Source organism: Shewanella sp., assembly GCF_048265805.1.
GTDB lineage: Bacteria > Pseudomonadota > Gammaproteobacteria > Enterobacterales > Shewanellaceae > Shewanella.
In genome coordinates this window covers 10,723-26,995 of sequence record NZ_JBLXAT010000033.1, presented here as the reverse complement: position 1 = coordinate 26,995, position 16,273 = coordinate 10,723, and the positions used below count along the sequence as shown (strand labels likewise).

The window sequence follows — 16,273 nt, the reverse complement described above, 5'->3', positions numbered from 1 at the left end:
TCAGTGGGTCAAATGAGTCCTAATTGATTGGATGCACTATCTTTGTTGTAAAAACATGAAAACATATATTAAATACTTTAAACTCAAAATGTTATGCGTTTTTTTCTAGCTTTTATCACAAAATTCTTTATTTTTGAGACAAAAATGATTCAATAGAGTAATCTTAAGTCAGAAACTTAAGGATTTTTTTATGCTCAAAACACCTCCTAAAAAAAGTAAAGGCCTTCAAAGTGTAATCAAGGATGTGCCGCACGATGAAGTTAATGCCCTCTTACAAAGGTATATGAAATATTCAACACCTTTAGACGAGAAGGGGCGGTATGATTTTTATCATGATTTTTTTTATCGAGTTGAAAAAGGCTTGGATCCTGATGTGTGTTGGGAGATAAAGAGACAAGCAAGAACTCGCCAGTCAAACTATGCAATAACTATAGGTGACAGCGCTAGGTGTACTGTGTATCTCACGCCAAAAATGTACGCTGTAATGTCCTTATGTGACAGGACGGCAACAGATGCTGCTTTAAAATGGAAATTAAATCAGATAGGTGAGGAAAAACACTTCGAATATTTATTTAATGATTTAGTGGAAGATGAAGCTATAAGTAGTAGCCAATTAGAAGGTGCAGCAACAACAACTAAAGCTGCTAAATCTTTACTTAAAAGACACTATAAGCCTCGTTCTGTTGACGACCGAATGATTATTGGTAATTTCAAAATGATGAATTTTGCTTGGAATAATCGTAACGAGGAGCTAAGTTCTGATTTATTGTTAGAGATGCATAGAATTGGTGTTGAAGGGATTGAGGATGTTAAATATTATCCTGGTGCGTTCAGGAAAAATAATGATGTTTATGTTGCCAATTCAGATGGGGATGTTGTGCACATGCCACCTTCTGCTGAAAATATTGAGAAAAGGATTGAGAAAATTGTTCAGTGGGCAAATAAAAACCATGCTAACACAGAATCTCGTTCTTACATTCATCCGATGATTAAGGCCATAATTCTTCACTTCGCAATCGGTTATGAACATCCATTCTGTGATGGTAATGGCCGTGTAGCTAGATCTTTATTCTATTGGTTCATGTTTAAATCTGGTTACGCTGCATTTAGATATATTGCAATCAGTAAATTATTGAAATCATGTGCTGTAAAGTATGGGAAAAGCTATATTTATACTGAAAAAGATAAAATGGATTTAACTTATTTCATCGATTTTCAATGTGAAATTATAGATAGGGCCATAACTGAATTCAATGATAAGTATGAACAAACTGTTAAAGAAAATGAAGAGTTTAATAATTGGCTTTATGAGTCTGGTTTGTATGGAAAATTAAATGAGAAGCAAAGGATTGTTTTTCAGGTGGCTAGAACAGGTGTTAGTAAAAATATTACCTCATCTGAAGTTATGGCTGGTGTAGATTGTTCTTATGGTACGGCATCAAATGTATTAAATGGTTTGGTGAAGTTGAATTTGTTTAAAAGAAAAAAATCTGGAAGATTTTGGGTATATAATGTTCTACCATCAAAAACTATAATGAATAAATGGAGTGATAACGAACGGTTAGTGAATGCCTTTAAAACTAAATAGAAAGTTATCAATATTTTTCCATTTTGCATTTATATTTTCAGGCAACTCCAATTACCCCTCGGCGCGGCGAAGGTGCGTTGGGCAGCCATTGAGCAATCGAGATATGGATATCGAGAAGCGATGGTGAGCGAGGGACCGCGAATCAGAGCGATTTGCGAAAATGGCAAACCAGAAGCGCCGTAGCGTTTCGCGACGTCGGGGCAGCAAGGGGATTTAGAAGGGCGAATACTCATCTACGATGAGTGTGCTTATGAGCGCGAGCCATGGATGGCGAGCTGGCCGTTAAACATGGATGTTGTTCGAAGCCGTCTAGCCCCCTTATCCTCTGGTATGGAACGAGTAGTTCCACGACTTTCGCAACCGTAGGTTGCAATGGCTGCAAGCCATAAAAGCCAAGCGCAGCTTGGTATGGCGAAGCCATCGAGCTTTAGCAACCGCAGGTTGCCATCGCGCAGCGATACGAACCCACCGTTGCCAACCGGCAACAAAAAAGCCCGCAATGCGGGCTTTTCCAGTCAAAACAACGAAAGGTAAATTACTTACCTTCGTTATAACGTTCTGCACTAGACAGGATCTCAGCACGGGCAGAAGCGGCATCTTCCCAACCGTCAACTTTAACCCACTTGCCGTCTTCCAGATCTTTGTAGTGTTCAAAGAACTGTTTGATCTGTGCTTTCAGCAGTGCTGGCAGATCGTCCACATCGTTGATGTGTTTGTATTCTTTAGAAATCTTGTCGTGTGGTACGGCAACGATTTTCGCGTCTTCGCCTGACTCGTCGGTCATTTTCAGTACGCCAACTGGACGACAGCGGATTACGCTACCTGGTTGCAGTGGGTATTGAGTAGGTACCAATACGTCAACTGGGTCACCATCCAAGCTCAGAGTTTGGTTCACATAACCGTAGTTACATGGGTAGAACATTGGTGCAGTCATCATGCGGTCAACGAACAAAGCGCCGGTGTCTTTGTCTACTTCGTATTTGATCGGATCATGGTTTTGTGGGATCTCGATAATAACGTAGATATCATCTGGCAGAGATTTGCCCGCAGGCACAGCATTTAAGCTCATGTAAGTATCCTTTCACTTAACAGTGGAATCTTGGCCGTCTGGACGGCGCGAATATCAGTGTGGCGGCTATTATAGCGCGAAAGCGTGGCTTGCCAATGCTGACAAGCCTATCCGTGCGATTGAATTACTTGTGGTAGTCCAAGCAAGTGGCCACTTCATTGCTGGAGCCGAGGATCACCGCCACCCGTTGGTGGATCGCTTCGGGAGCAATATCCAAAATATTTTGGTAGCCAGTGCTGGCGCGGCCGCCCGCTTGTTCGACTAATAAGGCCATTGGGTTGGCTTCGTACATCAAGCGCAGCTTGTATGGTTTGCCAGGATTTTTACAGTCGGTCGGATAGGTAAAAATACCGCCGCGACAGAGTACACGGTGCACGTCACCCACCATGGCGGCAATCCAACGCATGTTGAATGATTTACCGCGAGGGCCGCTTTTGCCTTGCAATAGGTCGTCGACATAACGCTGCATTGGGCTTTCCCAGAAGCGTTGGTTAGACATGTTGATGGCAAACTCGGCGGTATCGGCCGGAATTTTCACTGCATCTTGGGTGAGCAGAAATTCGTTGGTGTCGGTATCAAGGGTAAATAGTTGGGTGCCTTTGCCGGTGGTCAGTGCCAACATGGTGGCGGCGCCATACAGCACATAACCGGCGGCCACTTGCTGACGGCCAGATTGCAAAAAGCTTTGTTCGCTGACATCACCTTTGGGCGCGGGTAACACTGAGAAGATGGTGCCCACCAGTGAGTTAATGTCGATGTTGGATGAACCATCCAGTGGGTCAAAGCAGACTAAAAAGTCACCGCTATCGCCGCAAACTACCGGCTCATCTTCCTCTTCTGAGGCCAACGCGCGCACATTGCCTGCTTTTGCTAGGGCATCTTTGAGCATGTCGTTGGTGATCACATCCAATTTCTTTTGCGTTTCACCTTGCACGTTTTCGTGGTCAGTGGTGCCCAGTACGCCTGCCAGTGCACCACGGCGCACCGCTTGGCTAATGCTGATTGAGGTATTGGCAAGGGTGTTGAGCAGATGAGTCAGTGATTCCGGAACGGCTTTTTCCGCAAGGGCTTGTGCCAGCGTTTGCATACTATTTCCTTGTTTCCATGAGGGGCAAATGGTGGAAAGGTATAATTAATCCCCGTATATGCACTGCATCGGCATTGGCCTGCTGATGCAAGGCGTTTGTGAACCTTTCCTCAAGGCGTTCATAATACCCGATTTGGCGCTGGTTTGTCTGCCATGGGCAAAATAGGGCAGAATGTCGACTCGCATTGGCAAGTTAATCGATCACCTCGGAAAATAATAATGAATCGACTTAGGATGTTCTTTGTACTTATGGCAATTCCCCTGACATTAGCGGCCACCTTGGCTGAGGCGCAAAGCCTTGAAGGTGGTAAAAAAACACTGACGGTAGAGCGCTTGTACGACTCGCCAGATCTGGCGGGTAAAAGCCCACGCCAATTGAAGATTTCCCCCGACGGCAGCCGCGCTACCTTTTTGGTTGGCCGGGCGGATAACCAACACTTTTATGATTTGTGGCAGATGGATATCGCTAGCGGTAAGGTCAGCGTATTGCTTAACGCCGACAAGCTGGCGCAAGGCGAACTGTCGGATGAAGAAAAAGCCCGCCGTGAACGCCAACGTATCTATGGTGAAGGCATCATGGAATACGCTTGGTCGGACGATGGTAAAGCGCTGCTTATCCCCGCATCAGGCAAGCTGTATTACTACGCGCTGGCTGAAGGCAAAGCTAAGCTGCTGCCAACCGGTGATGATTTTATTACCGATGCCAAACTGTCGCCCAAAGGCCACTTTGTCTCTTACGTGCAGGGGCAAAACTTGTGGCTGTTAGATTTAGCCAGCAACAAGGTGACCCAACTGACCAAAGACGGCGGCGGTGCCATTAAAAACGGCATGGCTGAGTTTGTGGCGCAGGAAGAGATGGGCAAAATGAGCGCTTACTGGTGGGCGCCGGATGAGTCGGCTATTGCGTTTAACCGCGTCGATGAATCACCGGTGGAGCTGGTGACGCGTAACGAAATCTACGCCGATGGTATCAAGCTGACGCAGCAACGTTACCCCTATGCGGGTAAGCCCAATGTGCTGATTAAGCTTGGTGTGATTACGCTGGCTAGCAAAAAAATCAGCTGGGTGGATTTGGGCAAAGAAACCGACATTTACCAACCACGGGTGAAATGGCTGCCCAACAGCAAGCAGCTGTCGTTTGAAGTGCAAAGCCGCGATCAACACGACTTGGATCTGCGTGTGGTGGACGTGACCAGTAACAGCTCCCCTGTGACTCTAGTGCATGAGCACGATGATATCTGGCTCAACCTGAATGATGATCTTAACTTCCTCAAAAGCGGCGATTTTATCTGGACCTCAGAGCGCGATGGTTTCAACCACATCTATCTGTTTGACCACAACGGCAAGGTAAAACAGCAACTGACCAAAGGCGACTGGGCGGTGGATAGCATCGACCATGTGGATGAAAAGGCGCAGTGGATCTACTTTGCGGGCCGTAAAGATAGCGATGTCGAAAAGCACCTCTACAAAGTGAAGTTTGACGGTACCGGCTTAACCAAGTTGTCGAACAAAGGCGGTATGCACAGCGCGGTATTTGCGGATAACAAAGCGATTTATCTTGATTACTTTGACTCACTGGCTCAGCCACCGCAGATCTCTTTGCACGATGACAGCGGTAAGCGTTTAGCTTGGGTGGAAGAAAACGCCGTAAAACAAGGCCATCCGCTGTATGACTACGCTGGTCTGTGGCAACTGCCAGAGTTTGGCACCCTGAAAGCGGAAGATGGGCAAACTTTGCATTATCGCCTGTTTAAGCCGGTCGATTTTGATGCCAGTAAAAAATACCCAGTGCTGGTTCGTGTCTACGGTGGCCCACACGCGCAGTTAGTGACTAACTCGTGGAGCAGCCAAGATTACTTTACCCAATATCTGTTGCAGCAAGGCTTTGCGGTATTCCAACTGGATAACCGTGGCTCAGGCCATCGCGGCACCAAGTTTGAACAAGTGATTTATCAGCATTTGGCCGTGGCTGAAGTGGAAGATCAGAAAAAAGGCGTTGATTACCTGCGCACCTTGCCGTGGATTGATAGTTCACGCGTTGCGGTTTACGGCCACAGCTATGGTGGTTACATGGCGCTGATGTGTCTGTTTAAAGCGCCAGATTACTTCAAAGCCGCAGTGAGTGGTGCACCGGTGACCGACTGGCGCTTGTATGATACCCACTACACCGAGCGTTATCTGGGCAATCCGGCCACCAATGCCGAAGGTTATCGCCTCAGCAGCGTGTTGCCGTATGTGAAAAACTATCAAAGTGGCTTGTTGATGTATCACGGTATGGCCGACGACAACGTGTTGTTTGAAAACAGCACCCGCGTGTATAAGGCGCTGCAAGATGACGGCAAGTTGTTTGAAGTGATGACCTACCCAGGTTCCAAGCACTCTATGCGTGGTAACCAAGTGAAAACCCACTTGTACAAAACCATTACTGACTTCTTAGAGCGCAAGTTGCAGTAAGCGCATATTTCTGCGTAAAAGCCGCTGGTGACGTGGGTCATCGAGCGGCTTTTTTAGTGCTATTTGCCGAGTGGGTTGACCGCTATTAGCGCAGCAACTTGCGGCCAATTTCAATTAGATTAACCCCAAATGGTGCCGATTTAACTGATCAGAGCAGTGTTGAAATTGCGCTAACCTTAGCGACATGTTTAACAACAACTATTGAGCAACCAATATGTTGCCACAATTGAGCCCGCAGGTATGTGCGCGCCGGCCTGAGCCATCGCGCCTGTTAACGATCGTCAATCGCTACGCTTTTTCATCCAGTTGTTACACTTAAGTTAAGGATGGCGCAAAAACGCGTCCTTTATTGAGTCGTTCCATTTCTATTCCAAAACCAGTGCAGATGCGGGAGAACTCACATGAGCAAACTCTTCATTATTGAACCGCAGGAAGCCGCTCAAATAGATGTCATCGCAAAAGGAGTTGAATTGGCTAAGCAGCTCGCCCTAGCGCCCGAGGTGTTTGCCTATTGCTATGAATATATCCCTGATAACCCCGTGTTATTTGGGGATGCCCCTCAACAGATTGTTAAGCATAAACGGCAAGAGTTAACGGCACAGCTGTCTGCGCATGATATGGCGGATGTGCCCGTGAATGCGGTGTGGCACAAACATATGTGTGAACACGCCGCCGAACACAGTGCCGCAAACGATTTCAGCATGGTGGTTAAAGGTATTTACGCCAGCAACAACCTTTGTCCCAGCGATTGGCATCTGCTGCGCATGAGTAAGGTGCCTGTGATGCTGTTGACCGAGCAACCGCTGCAGCGCGGCAATACCGTGTTAATGGCGTTGGATTTAGACACGATCAAGCCCGAAAAACTGGCGCTGAACCAAAAGGTGCGGCAGTACGCGGCGCATCTGGCTGAAATATCCGGCGCGACCTTGCACTTAGCGTTTATTGTGCGGGTGCCACGGCTGATACGCGATTTGGCGGTTCTTGATTCTCATAAATTGGTGAAAGACGCCTATCAACGCCATCAAGCTGCACTTGATGATATCGGTTTGCCAAAAGAGCAGGTGCACTTTGTTTGCGGGGAGCCCGCGCTGTGTATTTATCAGTTGTCGTGTAGTCTCAAGAGCCAATATGTGGTGCTGGGGGCTAATCAGCACCAAGGCATTGCTGGCTTGGTGCTGGGCAATACCGCCGAGCAGATTTTGCAGCGCATTCGCAGTGATGTGTTGGTGATCCCCAAAGGGGCCGTTGAAGCAAGTTAAGCGTTGGGGCTGATGTGCCCCAACGTTTCATCTTTAGTTAGCGGGGTGTTTTCTTACGCATGCGGCGGCTCAGTTCCAGCAAGGCATCAGCGGCTGGAGTGAGCGGTAGGTTGGTGCGCCAGATCAAGCCGATCTGCCATGTGAGTTCCTGCTCCATGGCGCGGAATGTCAGTTTACTGCTATTCAATTTTTGGCAAATGGGTTCTGGCATAATTGCCAGCCCCATGCCTTCTTCCACCATTGACCCGATAAAATCCCATTGGCCACTGCGAAAGGCGATATTGAGATTAATGCCCAACTCGCGGGTAATGCGTGAGAACTGCTTGGTCAGCGAAAAATCATCGTTAAATACAATAAACGGATATTGCGACAGATCTTGCCAGCTGATTTTTTCTTTCTCTGACAAGGGATGATGCTGCGGCAAGCAGACTTTGAGCGGATAGGCTTGTAATAGGGTGGATGACAGCTGCTCGGTGTGGGTCACTGGCAGCGCAGTAAAGCCGATGTCGATGGTGTCTGCCAGCAAAGCTTGCTCGCTACCAAAGCCACCAAATTCTTGCATCTGTAGCTCCACGCCGGGATAGAGCTTACGGAACTCGGTAAGAATATCGATAGTGAGGCTGCTCATCATTGGGCACACACCTAAGCGCAGATGACCAGACTTCAATCCGCTCAAGTTAGTGAGGTCTTGCTCCATACGGTGCCACTGTCCCATGATTTGGCAGGCGCTGGTGTGAAAAATCTGCCCCGCTTGGGTCAGTTCCACTTTTTGGTTGCTGCGGATCAACAGTTGTTGTTCGAGGGATTCTTCCAGCCGCTGGATCATCTTGCTCAAGGTGGGCTGAGTCAGGTAGAGCTGCTCCGCTGCTCGAGTGAAGTTGCCGATTTCCACTAAGCGCAAAAAGCAGTGTAAGGTCTTGATCGGAACATTCATTCTATTTTGGCATCCTTACTATCAATTTAATTCATTTTACCTATTACGGTGTCAGATATTAATCTTTAGTCGAATAAATTGACAGGAGTATTTCCATGAAAGCATATCAAGGTGGTTGGGTTTCAGCCCTATTTGACGCGGCAACTGCGCCTGTTGAGACTAAGGCAAAAAAGGACACTGTGCAATCGCAACGTCCACAGCCAGCCATGGCCAGTAAAAAATTGAAACACGCATAAAAAACACCCGGCAAAACCGGGTGTTTTTTGTGGTGCAAGGCTTAGCCAAGGCATCGATGCCGCTAAGCAATGGGCGATTAGGCTTTTTTCACAAACTCAGATTTGAGTTTCATGGCGCCGAAGCCGTCGATTTTACAATCGATGTTGTGGTCGCCTTCGACTAAGCGAATATTCTTCACGCGGGTGCCCACTTTCAGCGGGTTAGACGCGCCTTTCACCTTCAAATCTTTAATCACGGTAACAGTGTCGCCATCGGCCAGTAGGTTGCCGTTGGAATCTTTGACGACCAAGCCATCTTCTTCGTTAGCACTGGTGTCATTTGGGTTCCACTCATGGGCACATTCAGGGCAGATCAACATGCTGCCATCTTCGTAGGCGTAGGCTGAGTCGCATTTCGGGCAGTTGGGCAAGTCACTCATGGCGTATTTCTCGTGTTATATGGGTTTATGTCCGCCCGTGGGCGTACTGCAAGCTTGGCTAAAGTGTAGCCAGTAAGACTCACTTTTATCGCCGGGCGCGGATTATAACCTCAAATTTAGTAAGGGTTCACGGTTTATGCTGATTTTGTTGCCAGAAACGGCTAATAAGGCGATGCGAACGCAGCCACAAAAGAGCAATGAATCACTACCAGTGACAAGGAAAACGTCGGAATAGCGAATGCAAAAAGTTGTTCATTAACACTGTCGAGGTGATGTTGGCAGGCTGCCGTATGACCAGCCCGCCACGTCTAAGCTACAATCTTCAACTGCAATTGTTAACTTGGTTCGCCGATAAGCGGCAGTTTGGTCATCATCTGTTTTAACGCGATGGCATCCCAAGGTAAGTGTTCGGTTATTCCCATGCCCACCACTTGAGCAACCTTACTGATGTCGGCTAATACCTCAACGACTTGGTGCATGTTGAGCTTACCCTGTGCAATTCCGTCAAATGTGCCTGACTGGATAGTCAGTGTTTGAGAATAGCAGGGCGCGAAATAGGCTTGGGTCAAGGACGTCCAAATCGAGGTGAATGGCTAAATATTTCGCGCCAGTAGCCTTAAACCATTGCAGCAGTGGTGCGCTAACTTCTTGCGCCAATTGGGTTGGACTAATATTGCGTAGCCCTAACGCTTGCATGCGTTGTTGTTCCCATTTGCTGGCATCATTAACCCCTAAATAACACACGTTTTCAGGCTTAATATGCTGTTTGACGTGCGCGGTAAACTCGTCATCACCATGACCGAGCAGATTACCCAACACTTGTGCTCTTACATCTTGTGTCGAATAGCTTCTACTCATACGTAGTCCATTTATGTCCCCTGTGCTATCAAAACACTTGTTAGCTTATCGGGGCAACTAAAGAAAGGTTCGTGCCCGGCATCTAGATACTCAATTTCATGAATATTAGCTCGCTGCGCCATAAGACGTTGAAGTTTTGGAGATATCGCGTTATCTCTCTGACATACAATATAAGCCTTGCTGATGTTGTGCCATGCTGGCGTTAATGCGATGGGGGTGATCAACGGTGTCAGTGGTTGCGGGCGAAATTGCTCGATGAAATGTTCCACCTGTTCACCAGTATAATCGTTAAAAAACGTGTGCTTAATAGAGGCGGAATCTAGTGTTAGTGTACCGTTTTCTTTATCAATGTTGGTTTGTGGACCCGCTGTTCCGTAACGTTTACTTTCTTCGCCAAGCATGGCGACAGACTCTCCATCCTGTGGCAAAAAAGCGCAGACATAAATGATCTTGGCAAATAGGAGTGGAGATATAGATGCAGCTGCTGTAACCGCAGCGCCTCCCATACTGTGGCCCACTAAAATGACGTCACCTTTAGATGACAATGCTTTTGCACTGGCAACTATTGCTTCAGCATAGGCGGCTAATGTTATTTGGCTCGCTGGTTGATGACTATTACCACTGCCGGGTAAATCGATAGCCAGTACTTCATGTCCCTCATTTTTTAGTGTCTTTGCGACGTTTTTCCAAGCCCATTGACCTTGCCAAGCGCCGTGAACTAACAAAAATTTTTGCGTCATGATGTTTCCTATGAAGTTATTAAGTGATTTGAGGTGGCTTTGGTATTGTTTCTAATCAGTTTAGGTATACATGTGGTGTACAAAAAAAGAGCAGGTTTTCCTAAATACACTGAAAGATTGAAAACCTGCTGGATAGAATTAGCGAGCAAGCTCGCTAGTCGAGTAACGGTAAGCTTAGTGATGGTAGCCATCACCTTGTTGAACTTTGCCGCGGAACACGTAGTAGGACCATGCGCTATAACCGATGATCATCGGAATAATCAATAGGGCTCCAACTAAAGCAAATCCTTGGCTTTCGGGTGGGGAAGATGCTGCAATTAACGAAATATTGGGGGGGACAATGGTTGGCCATAAACTAATGATCAAGCCGCTGTAGCCCAAAAATATCAATACTAACGTTGCCAGAAATGGTTGGTACGATGGTGATTGCTGTACTGACTTGATGAGCCTCCATGAGGTGAACAACGTTAATAGTGGAACTGGCGAAAACCACCAAAAATGCGGCAACGTAAACCAGCGAGATTTAATCGCAGCAGACATCAGTGGCGTCCACACACTTACTAGTGCAATGAAGACGAGTAAAATAATCGTCAGTGGGCGGGCGTAGCGACACATGAGTTGCTGTAGTTGGCCAGAGGTTTTCATGATCAACCAAGTGCTGCCCAATAGTGCGTAGGTGGCAACTAGCCCTAAACCACAGAAGAGACTAAATGGACTGATCCAGTCCAGCATGCCGCCAATATAAACATCGTTATCGGTATTGATACCTTGTACTAGGCTTCCCATGGTGATGCCTTGGCAAAAAGTAGCCAGTAGTGAACCCCAGAAGAAGGCTTTATCCCAGAATTTCCGATGCTCAAGGGTATGAGCCTTAAAACGAAATTCAAAGGCAACACCACGCCAAATCAACCCCACTAACATCAGAATGAGCGGTAGATACAGCGCACTCAAAATCACCGAATAAGCGACGGGAAATGCCGCCATTAACGCGGCGCCACCCAATACTAGCCAAGTTTCATTACCATCCCACACCGGCGCCACGGTATTCACCATTTGGTCACGCTGTTCTCGGTCTTTAATAAGTGGAAACAGAATGCCAATGCCTAGGTCAAAACCATCCAAAATGATGTAAATCATTACACCTAGGGCAATGATCACAGCCCAAATTATTGGTAAGTCGATACCCATTATTTGCTTTCCTCTAATGTGTCGATAGCGGAACCAAAGCGGACATAATCGGCGTCATGTTCCGACGCATCGTCTTGTGGCTGCGGGCCTTTCGCTATGAGGCGTAATAAATAGAAAATGCCTGTGCCAAAAATCGCGCAATAGAGCAATATGATGAGCAGCAACACAATGGCCACCCCTTCTACACTGTGCTGAGTAACGGCATCTTTAGTGCGAAGCAATCCATAAACGACCCAAGGCTGACGGCCAACTTCAGTGGTGATCCAGCCCGCTAGCAGGGCAATTAAGCCGCTTGGCCCCATTAACAACGCAAACTTTTGAAAAGCTCTGCTCTGATACAGACGTTGCTTACGGCGCATAGCCAAGCCCGCTAAGGCAAGCAGTAAAATTAGCATTCCCAAACCGACCATTACGCGAAAGCTCCAAAACACCACCGCTACATTAGGGCGATCTGCTTTGGGAACATCTTTGAGCGCTGGAATTTGCCCGTCAAAACTGTGAGTGAGAATAAGACTACCAACATGTGGCAATTCGACGGCATAGTGATTGGTTTCTTGCTCGTTATCTGGCAGTGCAAACAACACCAACGGAACACTTTCACCAGGCTTGTTTTCCCAGTGTGCTTCGATAGCCGCAAGCTTGGTGGGTTGGTGTTCCAAGGTGTTGAGCCCATGAGCATCACCAACAAGCAGTTGAAGTGGCATTAGAATCAACAATGCCCACAGAGACACGGAAAAGCTCACTTTAATGGTGCGTGCTTTATTGCCTCTTAACAGATGCCAAGCGGATGCCGCGCAAACAAACAACGCAGTACACAAGTACGCCGCCAACACCATATGCGCGAGCCGATAAGGAAAGGAAGGGTTAAAAATAACCTTCAACCAATCTACAGGTACAACATGGCCGTTGACAATCTCAACACCAGCCGGTGTTTGCATCCAACTATTGGACGCTAAAATCCATGTGGCAGAAATCAACGTACCCACTGCGACCATGACGGTGGCGAAGTAGTGGGTTTTAGGACCCACTTTTCCCCATCCTAAAAGCTGTACCCCAAGGAAGCCGGCTTCTAGAAAGAATGCGGTAAGTACTTCATAGGTTAGCAATGGGCCTGTAACGGGTCCTGCAAACGATGAAAATTGGCTCCAGTTTGTGCCAAATTCATATGCCATTACCAAGCCTGATACAACGCCCATGGCAAAGTTCACCGCGAAGATACGTGACCAAAACAGGTACAGATCCCGATACACAGTATCTTTTTTCCATAACCACATACCCTCCAAATACATTAAGAAGGACGCCAGAGCGATAGAGATAGCAGGAAAAATAATATGGAATGAAACTGTAAATCCGAACTGGATTCTCGATAGCATCAAGGTATTAAAAAACTCCATCAATCACCTCCAACATAGTATGGAGAACGGAGTCGCAAGGTAATGTCATTTGTAGGTAACCTCACTGGTTAAATTTTGTGTGTAACCTAACGGTTTTGCTAATATAAAAACAGGAACTGTTTTTTTAATTTTTATAGGAACAGATGTACTCTGTTTCTAGGTTATAAGCACACATACACAGTGTTGGGAGGCGCAGGCGATGGCAGATTTTCGCTATCAGCAGTTGATGCAGCAGTTGCGGTCGGGTATTGAGAATGGCCGCTGGCAACATGGCGATATGTTGCCTTCCGTCAGATCTTTGATGGCAGAAAAGCAGTTGTCGCGCGCCACCGTTTTACATGCTTTGGCCGAATTAGAGTTGTCAGGGTTGATTAAAGCAGAACCTCGTCGTGGCTATTTTGTTTTGCCCCAATCGTCATCGGTGGCGACACCACCTTCGCAACATCCAGAAACTAAGCCGCATCTCTTTAGCACCGATGAATTAATGCAGGATGTGATGCGACAAGGGGCGGCATTTGACTTGTTGCCTGAGGCTGGAAAATACGATGAAACGGGCGATGAACAAGCGTTATTACACCGTGCTATCAATCGGGCGATGCGCCATAGTCGCGGGTTGTCGCATCAATATTATGACGTTCCGCAAGGCGCTGAGTTTTTACGCCAGTTGCTTTCCAGTCGTTTACGACTGCAAGGCTGTAACTATGTAGGTGACGATTTGGTGATTACCCATGGCTGCCAACATGCGCTGTTTCTCGCCTTGATGAGTTGTACCTCGGTAGGGGATGTTGTGGCGGTCGAAAGCCCCGGTTTTTTCGGCACGTTGCAATTGTTGCAACAACTCGGCTTAAAGGTGTTGCCTTTGCCTTGCGATCCCGACACTGGCTTACAACCTGATGATGTAGAAAAGGCTCTGCAGTTGTGGAATATCAAAGCGCTTGTGGTCACTCCCTCTTTTTCAACACCTACAGGTGCTTGTATGCCTGAGGAAGCGCGCCGCGCGTTGGTCACGCTCGCTCAACAGTATGAGATGACGCTTATCGAAGATCATTTATATTCAGAATTGGATTTTCATGGTGTCAATCACACCCCTCTTGCAGCACTTGCGCCAGAACAGGTGATTTTATGTAGTTCATTTTCGAAATCACTATCAAGGGATCTTCGTTTGGGATTTGTGGCGTCTGCCACTAGAACGTCACAATTAACGCATTTAAAGCAAGTGACCACGTTAGCGAATAGCCGTTTTATCGAACAGGGACTGGAAAGTTTTATTGCGGATGGCAGCTATGATCGTCATTTGCAAAGATTGCGGCGCAAGTTGCGTGTGCAATGTCATGATCTGCAAACGCTACTGAAAACATCTTTTGCTGAGAGTTATTTTAGTCAGCCCAAAGGCGGGTTGTGCTTGTGGTTGGCATTCGCGTCGAGTGTGGATGTGATACAGCTTTATCAGCAGGCAAGAAGTATGGGCATTATTTTAACGCCCGGTCCCATGTTTACCAGTCAACCACTTATGTACCGCAATTGTTTACGCTTAAGCTTTGCGCAACCTTGGAACCTCGCAAGACGACATGCGTTAAATCAAGTGAAAACCTTACTGCAGTCATCAACTCACTCTTGAGGTAAATGCAGAAAATAGCAACGTTCTCCAAAAGTAGCCGAATTCATCAAACGTTATCGATATGTTGCAGCCTTATGCGGTTAATGAGTCCAAGTACGCATCATGGTAAAGTGCGCTCCATTCAATCGGTCTTGTTGTGAACACCATGAACGCTATTGCATGCCCTTTGTGTGGCGATACTCAAGCAAAACAGCCTGTGGCGGCACGTGTGCCACGTGACTATTGCCATTGCGGTAATTGCGCGTTGATTTTTATGTTGCCTAGCAGTCATCTGTCTTTAGATGACGAACGAGCCTATTACGCTACCCATGAAAATAATGTGCAAGATGATGGCTACCTTAAGTTTTTAAGCCGTTTAGCCACGCCAATGAAGCAATATCTGCGAATGGGGATGCAAGGGCTAGATTTTGGTTGTGGCCCTGGCCCTGCAATGCCAACCCTCTTTGCAGAGTTGCAGGTCGACTGCGATAACTATGATCCCTACTTTTTCCCCATTGCACTGCAGCCGCAGTACGACTTTATTTTGTCGAGTGAGTGTTTTGAGCATTTTCATCAGCCAGCGCAAGAGCTGGCCAAGTTGGTGGCACTGTTACCTAAAGACGGCTTACTCGGCGTTATGACGGATACTTGGCAAAGCCATGAGCAGTTTTATGACTGGCACTACACGCGTGACCCGACCCACGTGAGTTTTTTCCATCGTGATACTTATGATTGGTTATGCCAGCACTATGGCCTTGAGGTGGTGGAATGGCTGCCGCCAAGAGTGATGATATTGAGGAAGAGCGATAAGCTGTAAGTCATAAGCTATAAGTCGTAAGCTTTAAGCTGTAAGGAAAGTGGCGAGTCGCGGGCTGCGAGTGGCGCGCTTGAAGCGGACAGGCAGAGGAGCGTTGCGAGATGCAAGGCTTAAGGCTTAAGGCTTAAGGCTTAAAACTTAAAGCTCAAAGCTCAAAGCTTAAGAGATTGTTGCGGGTGGTGGGGTTGGTGCGGTAACTTTTGCTCGAAACTCGAAACTCGAAACTCGAAACTCGAAACTCGAAACTCGAAACTCGAAACTCGAAACTCGAAACTCGAAACTCGTCGCCCCGAATAAAGCGATGGCGTGTCCGCGAATACGGAGACGCCATCTGAAAACAACGCTAGAACATCATCCTAATGACTAACGTTTTTACCCAGCCGTTGCAGGAATACCCAACGGCTGGGGTGTTGCTCTTTGCCTAGTAACGAGTTACGAGCTATAAGCTATAAGTCACGGGCTGCGAGTCACGAGTTACGAGCTGGATGTTTGGCCACCGCTCGCAACTGCTTTTTGCCCTTGCTTTTTGCTCTAAGCTTGTGTCTCTTGGCTTACCGCTTACCGCTTACCGCTTACCGCTTACCGCTTACCGCTTACCGCTTACCGCTTACCGCTTACCGCTTACCGCTTACC

The 16,273-nt window shown here is 47.2% G+C and carries 15 protein-coding genes; 6 read left to right on the top strand and 9 right to left on the bottom strand.

Annotated features, from left to right (window positions below; all coding sequences use genetic code 11):
- The first annotated feature begins 190 nt into the window (after positions 1–190).
- Positions 191–1,588, top strand: coding sequence for a Fic family protein (locus tag ACN0TT_RS17785; RefSeq protein ID WP_417763487.1), 1,398 nt, complete (start codon positions 191–193; stop codon positions 1,586–1,588).
- A 535-nt stretch (positions 1,589–2,123) separates the two neighbouring features.
- Here ACN0TT_RS17785 and ppa read toward each other — a convergent pair.
- A complete protein-coding gene (gene ppa / locus ACN0TT_RS17780; RefSeq protein WP_417763486.1) occupies positions 2,124–2,657 on the bottom strand; it encodes an inorganic diphosphatase in 534 nt (177 codons plus the stop codon).
- Positions 2,658–2,781: 124 nt separating this feature from the next.
- Positions 2,782–3,744, bottom strand: a complete 963-nt coding sequence (locus ACN0TT_RS17775; RefSeq protein WP_417763485.1) for a class 1 fructose-bisphosphatase — start codon at positions 3,742–3,744, stop codon at positions 2,782–2,784.
- Between the two features lie 249 nt (positions 3,745–3,993).
- Between ACN0TT_RS17775 and ACN0TT_RS17770 the strand changes: the two genes are divergently transcribed.
- Positions 3,994–6,198, top strand: a complete 2,205-nt coding sequence (locus ACN0TT_RS17770) for an alpha/beta fold hydrolase (protein WP_417763484.1) — start codon at positions 3,994–3,996, stop codon at positions 6,196–6,198.
- A 401-nt stretch (positions 6,199–6,599) separates the two neighbouring features.
- Positions 6,600–7,457, top strand: a complete 858-nt coding sequence (locus ACN0TT_RS17765) for a universal stress protein (protein WP_417763483.1) — start codon at positions 6,600–6,602, stop codon at positions 7,455–7,457.
- Positions 7,458–7,494: 37 nt separating this feature from the next.
- Here ACN0TT_RS17765 and ACN0TT_RS17760 read toward each other — a convergent pair whose 3' ends face one another.
- Entirely contained in the window at positions 7,495–8,391 is an 897-nt protein-coding gene (locus ACN0TT_RS17760; protein ID WP_417763482.1) for a LysR family transcriptional regulator, read from the bottom strand.
- A 95-nt stretch (positions 8,392–8,486) separates the two neighbouring features.
- On the opposite strand from ACN0TT_RS17760, the gene ACN0TT_RS17755 reads away from it, so the two are divergent.
- On the top strand, positions 8,487–8,627 hold the full coding sequence (locus ACN0TT_RS17755; protein ID WP_417763481.1) for a hypothetical protein: 141 nt from the start codon (positions 8,487–8,489) through the stop codon (positions 8,625–8,627).
- Between the two features lie 77 nt (positions 8,628–8,704).
- On the opposite strand, the gene ACN0TT_RS17750 is transcribed toward ACN0TT_RS17755, so the two are convergent.
- The 6 genes from ACN0TT_RS17750 to ACN0TT_RS17725 form a co-directional block, all read right to left on the bottom strand.
- Positions 8,705–9,046 (bottom strand): zinc ribbon domain-containing protein YjdM, encoded by a 342-nt coding sequence (locus tag ACN0TT_RS17750; protein WP_417763480.1) that lies wholly within the window; start codon positions 9,044–9,046, stop codon positions 8,705–8,707.
- A gap of 335 nt (positions 9,047–9,381) precedes the next feature.
- The gene (locus tag ACN0TT_RS17745) at positions 9,382–9,525 is read right to left on the bottom strand and encodes a hypothetical protein (RefSeq protein WP_417763479.1); all 144 of its coding nucleotides are present in this window, start codon (positions 9,523–9,525) and stop codon (positions 9,382–9,384) included.
- A gap of 25 nt (positions 9,526–9,550) precedes the next feature.
- A complete protein-coding gene (locus ACN0TT_RS17740; protein WP_417763478.1) occupies positions 9,551–9,904 on the bottom strand; it encodes an arginase family protein in 354 nt (117 codons plus the stop codon).
- An 11-nt stretch (positions 9,905–9,915) separates the two neighbouring features.
- Positions 9,916–10,644: an alpha/beta fold hydrolase gene (locus ACN0TT_RS17735; protein ID WP_417763477.1), complete on the bottom strand. Its 729-nt coding sequence runs from the start codon at positions 10,642–10,644 to the stop codon at positions 9,916–9,918.
- A gap of 174 nt (positions 10,645–10,818) precedes the next feature.
- Positions 10,819–11,832 carry a cytochrome d ubiquinol oxidase subunit II gene (gene cydB / locus ACN0TT_RS17730; protein ID WP_417763476.1) on the bottom strand — a complete coding sequence of 338 codons (1,014 nt, stop codon included), beginning with the start codon at positions 11,830–11,832 and terminating at the stop codon, positions 10,819–10,821.
- The gene (locus ACN0TT_RS17725; protein ID WP_417763475.1) at positions 11,832–13,226 is read right to left on the bottom strand and encodes a cytochrome ubiquinol oxidase subunit I; all 1,395 of its coding nucleotides are present in this window, start codon (positions 13,224–13,226) and stop codon (positions 11,832–11,834) included. Before ACN0TT_RS17725 ends, cydB begins: the two co-directional genes overlap by 1 nt.
- Positions 13,227–13,425: 199 nt before the next feature.
- Here ACN0TT_RS17725 and ACN0TT_RS17720 point away from each other — a divergent pair, with 199 nt between their 5' ends.
- Both ACN0TT_RS17720 and ACN0TT_RS17715 read left to right on the top strand, forming a co-directional pair.
- Complete coding sequence (locus tag ACN0TT_RS17720) at positions 13,426–14,844, top strand: PLP-dependent aminotransferase family protein (RefSeq protein ID WP_417763474.1); 1,419 nt, start codon at positions 13,426–13,428, stop codon at positions 14,842–14,844.
- Between the two features lie 145 nt (positions 14,845–14,989).
- Positions 14,990–15,640 (top strand): class I SAM-dependent methyltransferase, encoded by a 651-nt coding sequence (locus tag ACN0TT_RS17715; protein WP_417763473.1) that lies wholly within the window; start codon positions 14,990–14,992, stop codon positions 15,638–15,640.
- Positions 15,641–16,273 lie beyond the last annotated feature (633 nt).

Coding starts and splice junctions, on each gene's coding strand:
- ACN0TT_RS17745 (WP_417763479.1), bottom strand. CDS start 9,525: ATGCACCAAGTCGTTGAGGTATTAGCCGACATCAGTAAGGTTGCTCAA.
- ACN0TT_RS17720 (WP_417763474.1), top strand. CDS start 13,426: ATGGCAGATTTTCGCTATCAGCAGTTGATGCAGCAGTTGCGGTCGGGT.
- ACN0TT_RS17760 (WP_417763482.1), bottom strand. CDS start 8,391: ATGAATGTTCCGATCAAGACCTTACACTGCTTTTTGCGCTTAGTGGAA.
- ACN0TT_RS17785 (WP_417763487.1), top strand. CDS start 191: ATGCTCAAAACACCTCCTAAAAAAAGTAAAGGCCTTCAAAGTGTAATC.
- ACN0TT_RS17715 (WP_417763473.1), top strand. CDS start 14,990: ATGAACGCTATTGCATGCCCTTTGTGTGGCGATACTCAAGCAAAACAG.
- ACN0TT_RS17725 (WP_417763475.1), bottom strand. CDS start 13,226: ATGGAGTTTTTTAATACCTTGATGCTATCGAGAATCCAGTTCGGATTT.
- ppa (WP_417763486.1), bottom strand. CDS start 2,657: ATGAGCTTAAATGCTGTGCCTGCGGGCAAATCTCTGCCAGATGATATC.
- ACN0TT_RS17735 (WP_417763477.1), bottom strand. CDS start 10,644: ATGACGCAAAAATTTTTGTTAGTTCACGGCGCTTGGCAAGGTCAATGG.
- cydB (WP_417763476.1), bottom strand. CDS start 11,832: ATGGGTATCGACTTACCAATAATTTGGGCTGTGATCATTGCCCTAGGT.
- ACN0TT_RS17750 (WP_417763480.1), bottom strand. CDS start 9,046: ATGAGTGACTTGCCCAACTGCCCGAAATGCGACTCAGCCTACGCCTAC.
- ACN0TT_RS17770 (WP_417763484.1), top strand. CDS start 3,994: ATGGCAATTCCCCTGACATTAGCGGCCACCTTGGCTGAGGCGCAAAGC.
- ACN0TT_RS17765 (WP_417763483.1), top strand. CDS start 6,600: ATGAGCAAACTCTTCATTATTGAACCGCAGGAAGCCGCTCAAATAGAT.
- ACN0TT_RS17775 (WP_417763485.1), bottom strand. CDS start 3,744: ATGCAAACGCTGGCACAAGCCCTTGCGGAAAAAGCCGTTCCGGAATCA.
- ACN0TT_RS17755 (WP_417763481.1), top strand. CDS start 8,487: ATGAAAGCATATCAAGGTGGTTGGGTTTCAGCCCTATTTGACGCGGCA.
- ACN0TT_RS17740 (WP_417763478.1), bottom strand. CDS start 9,904: ATGAGTAGAAGCTATTCGACACAAGATGTAAGAGCACAAGTGTTGGGT.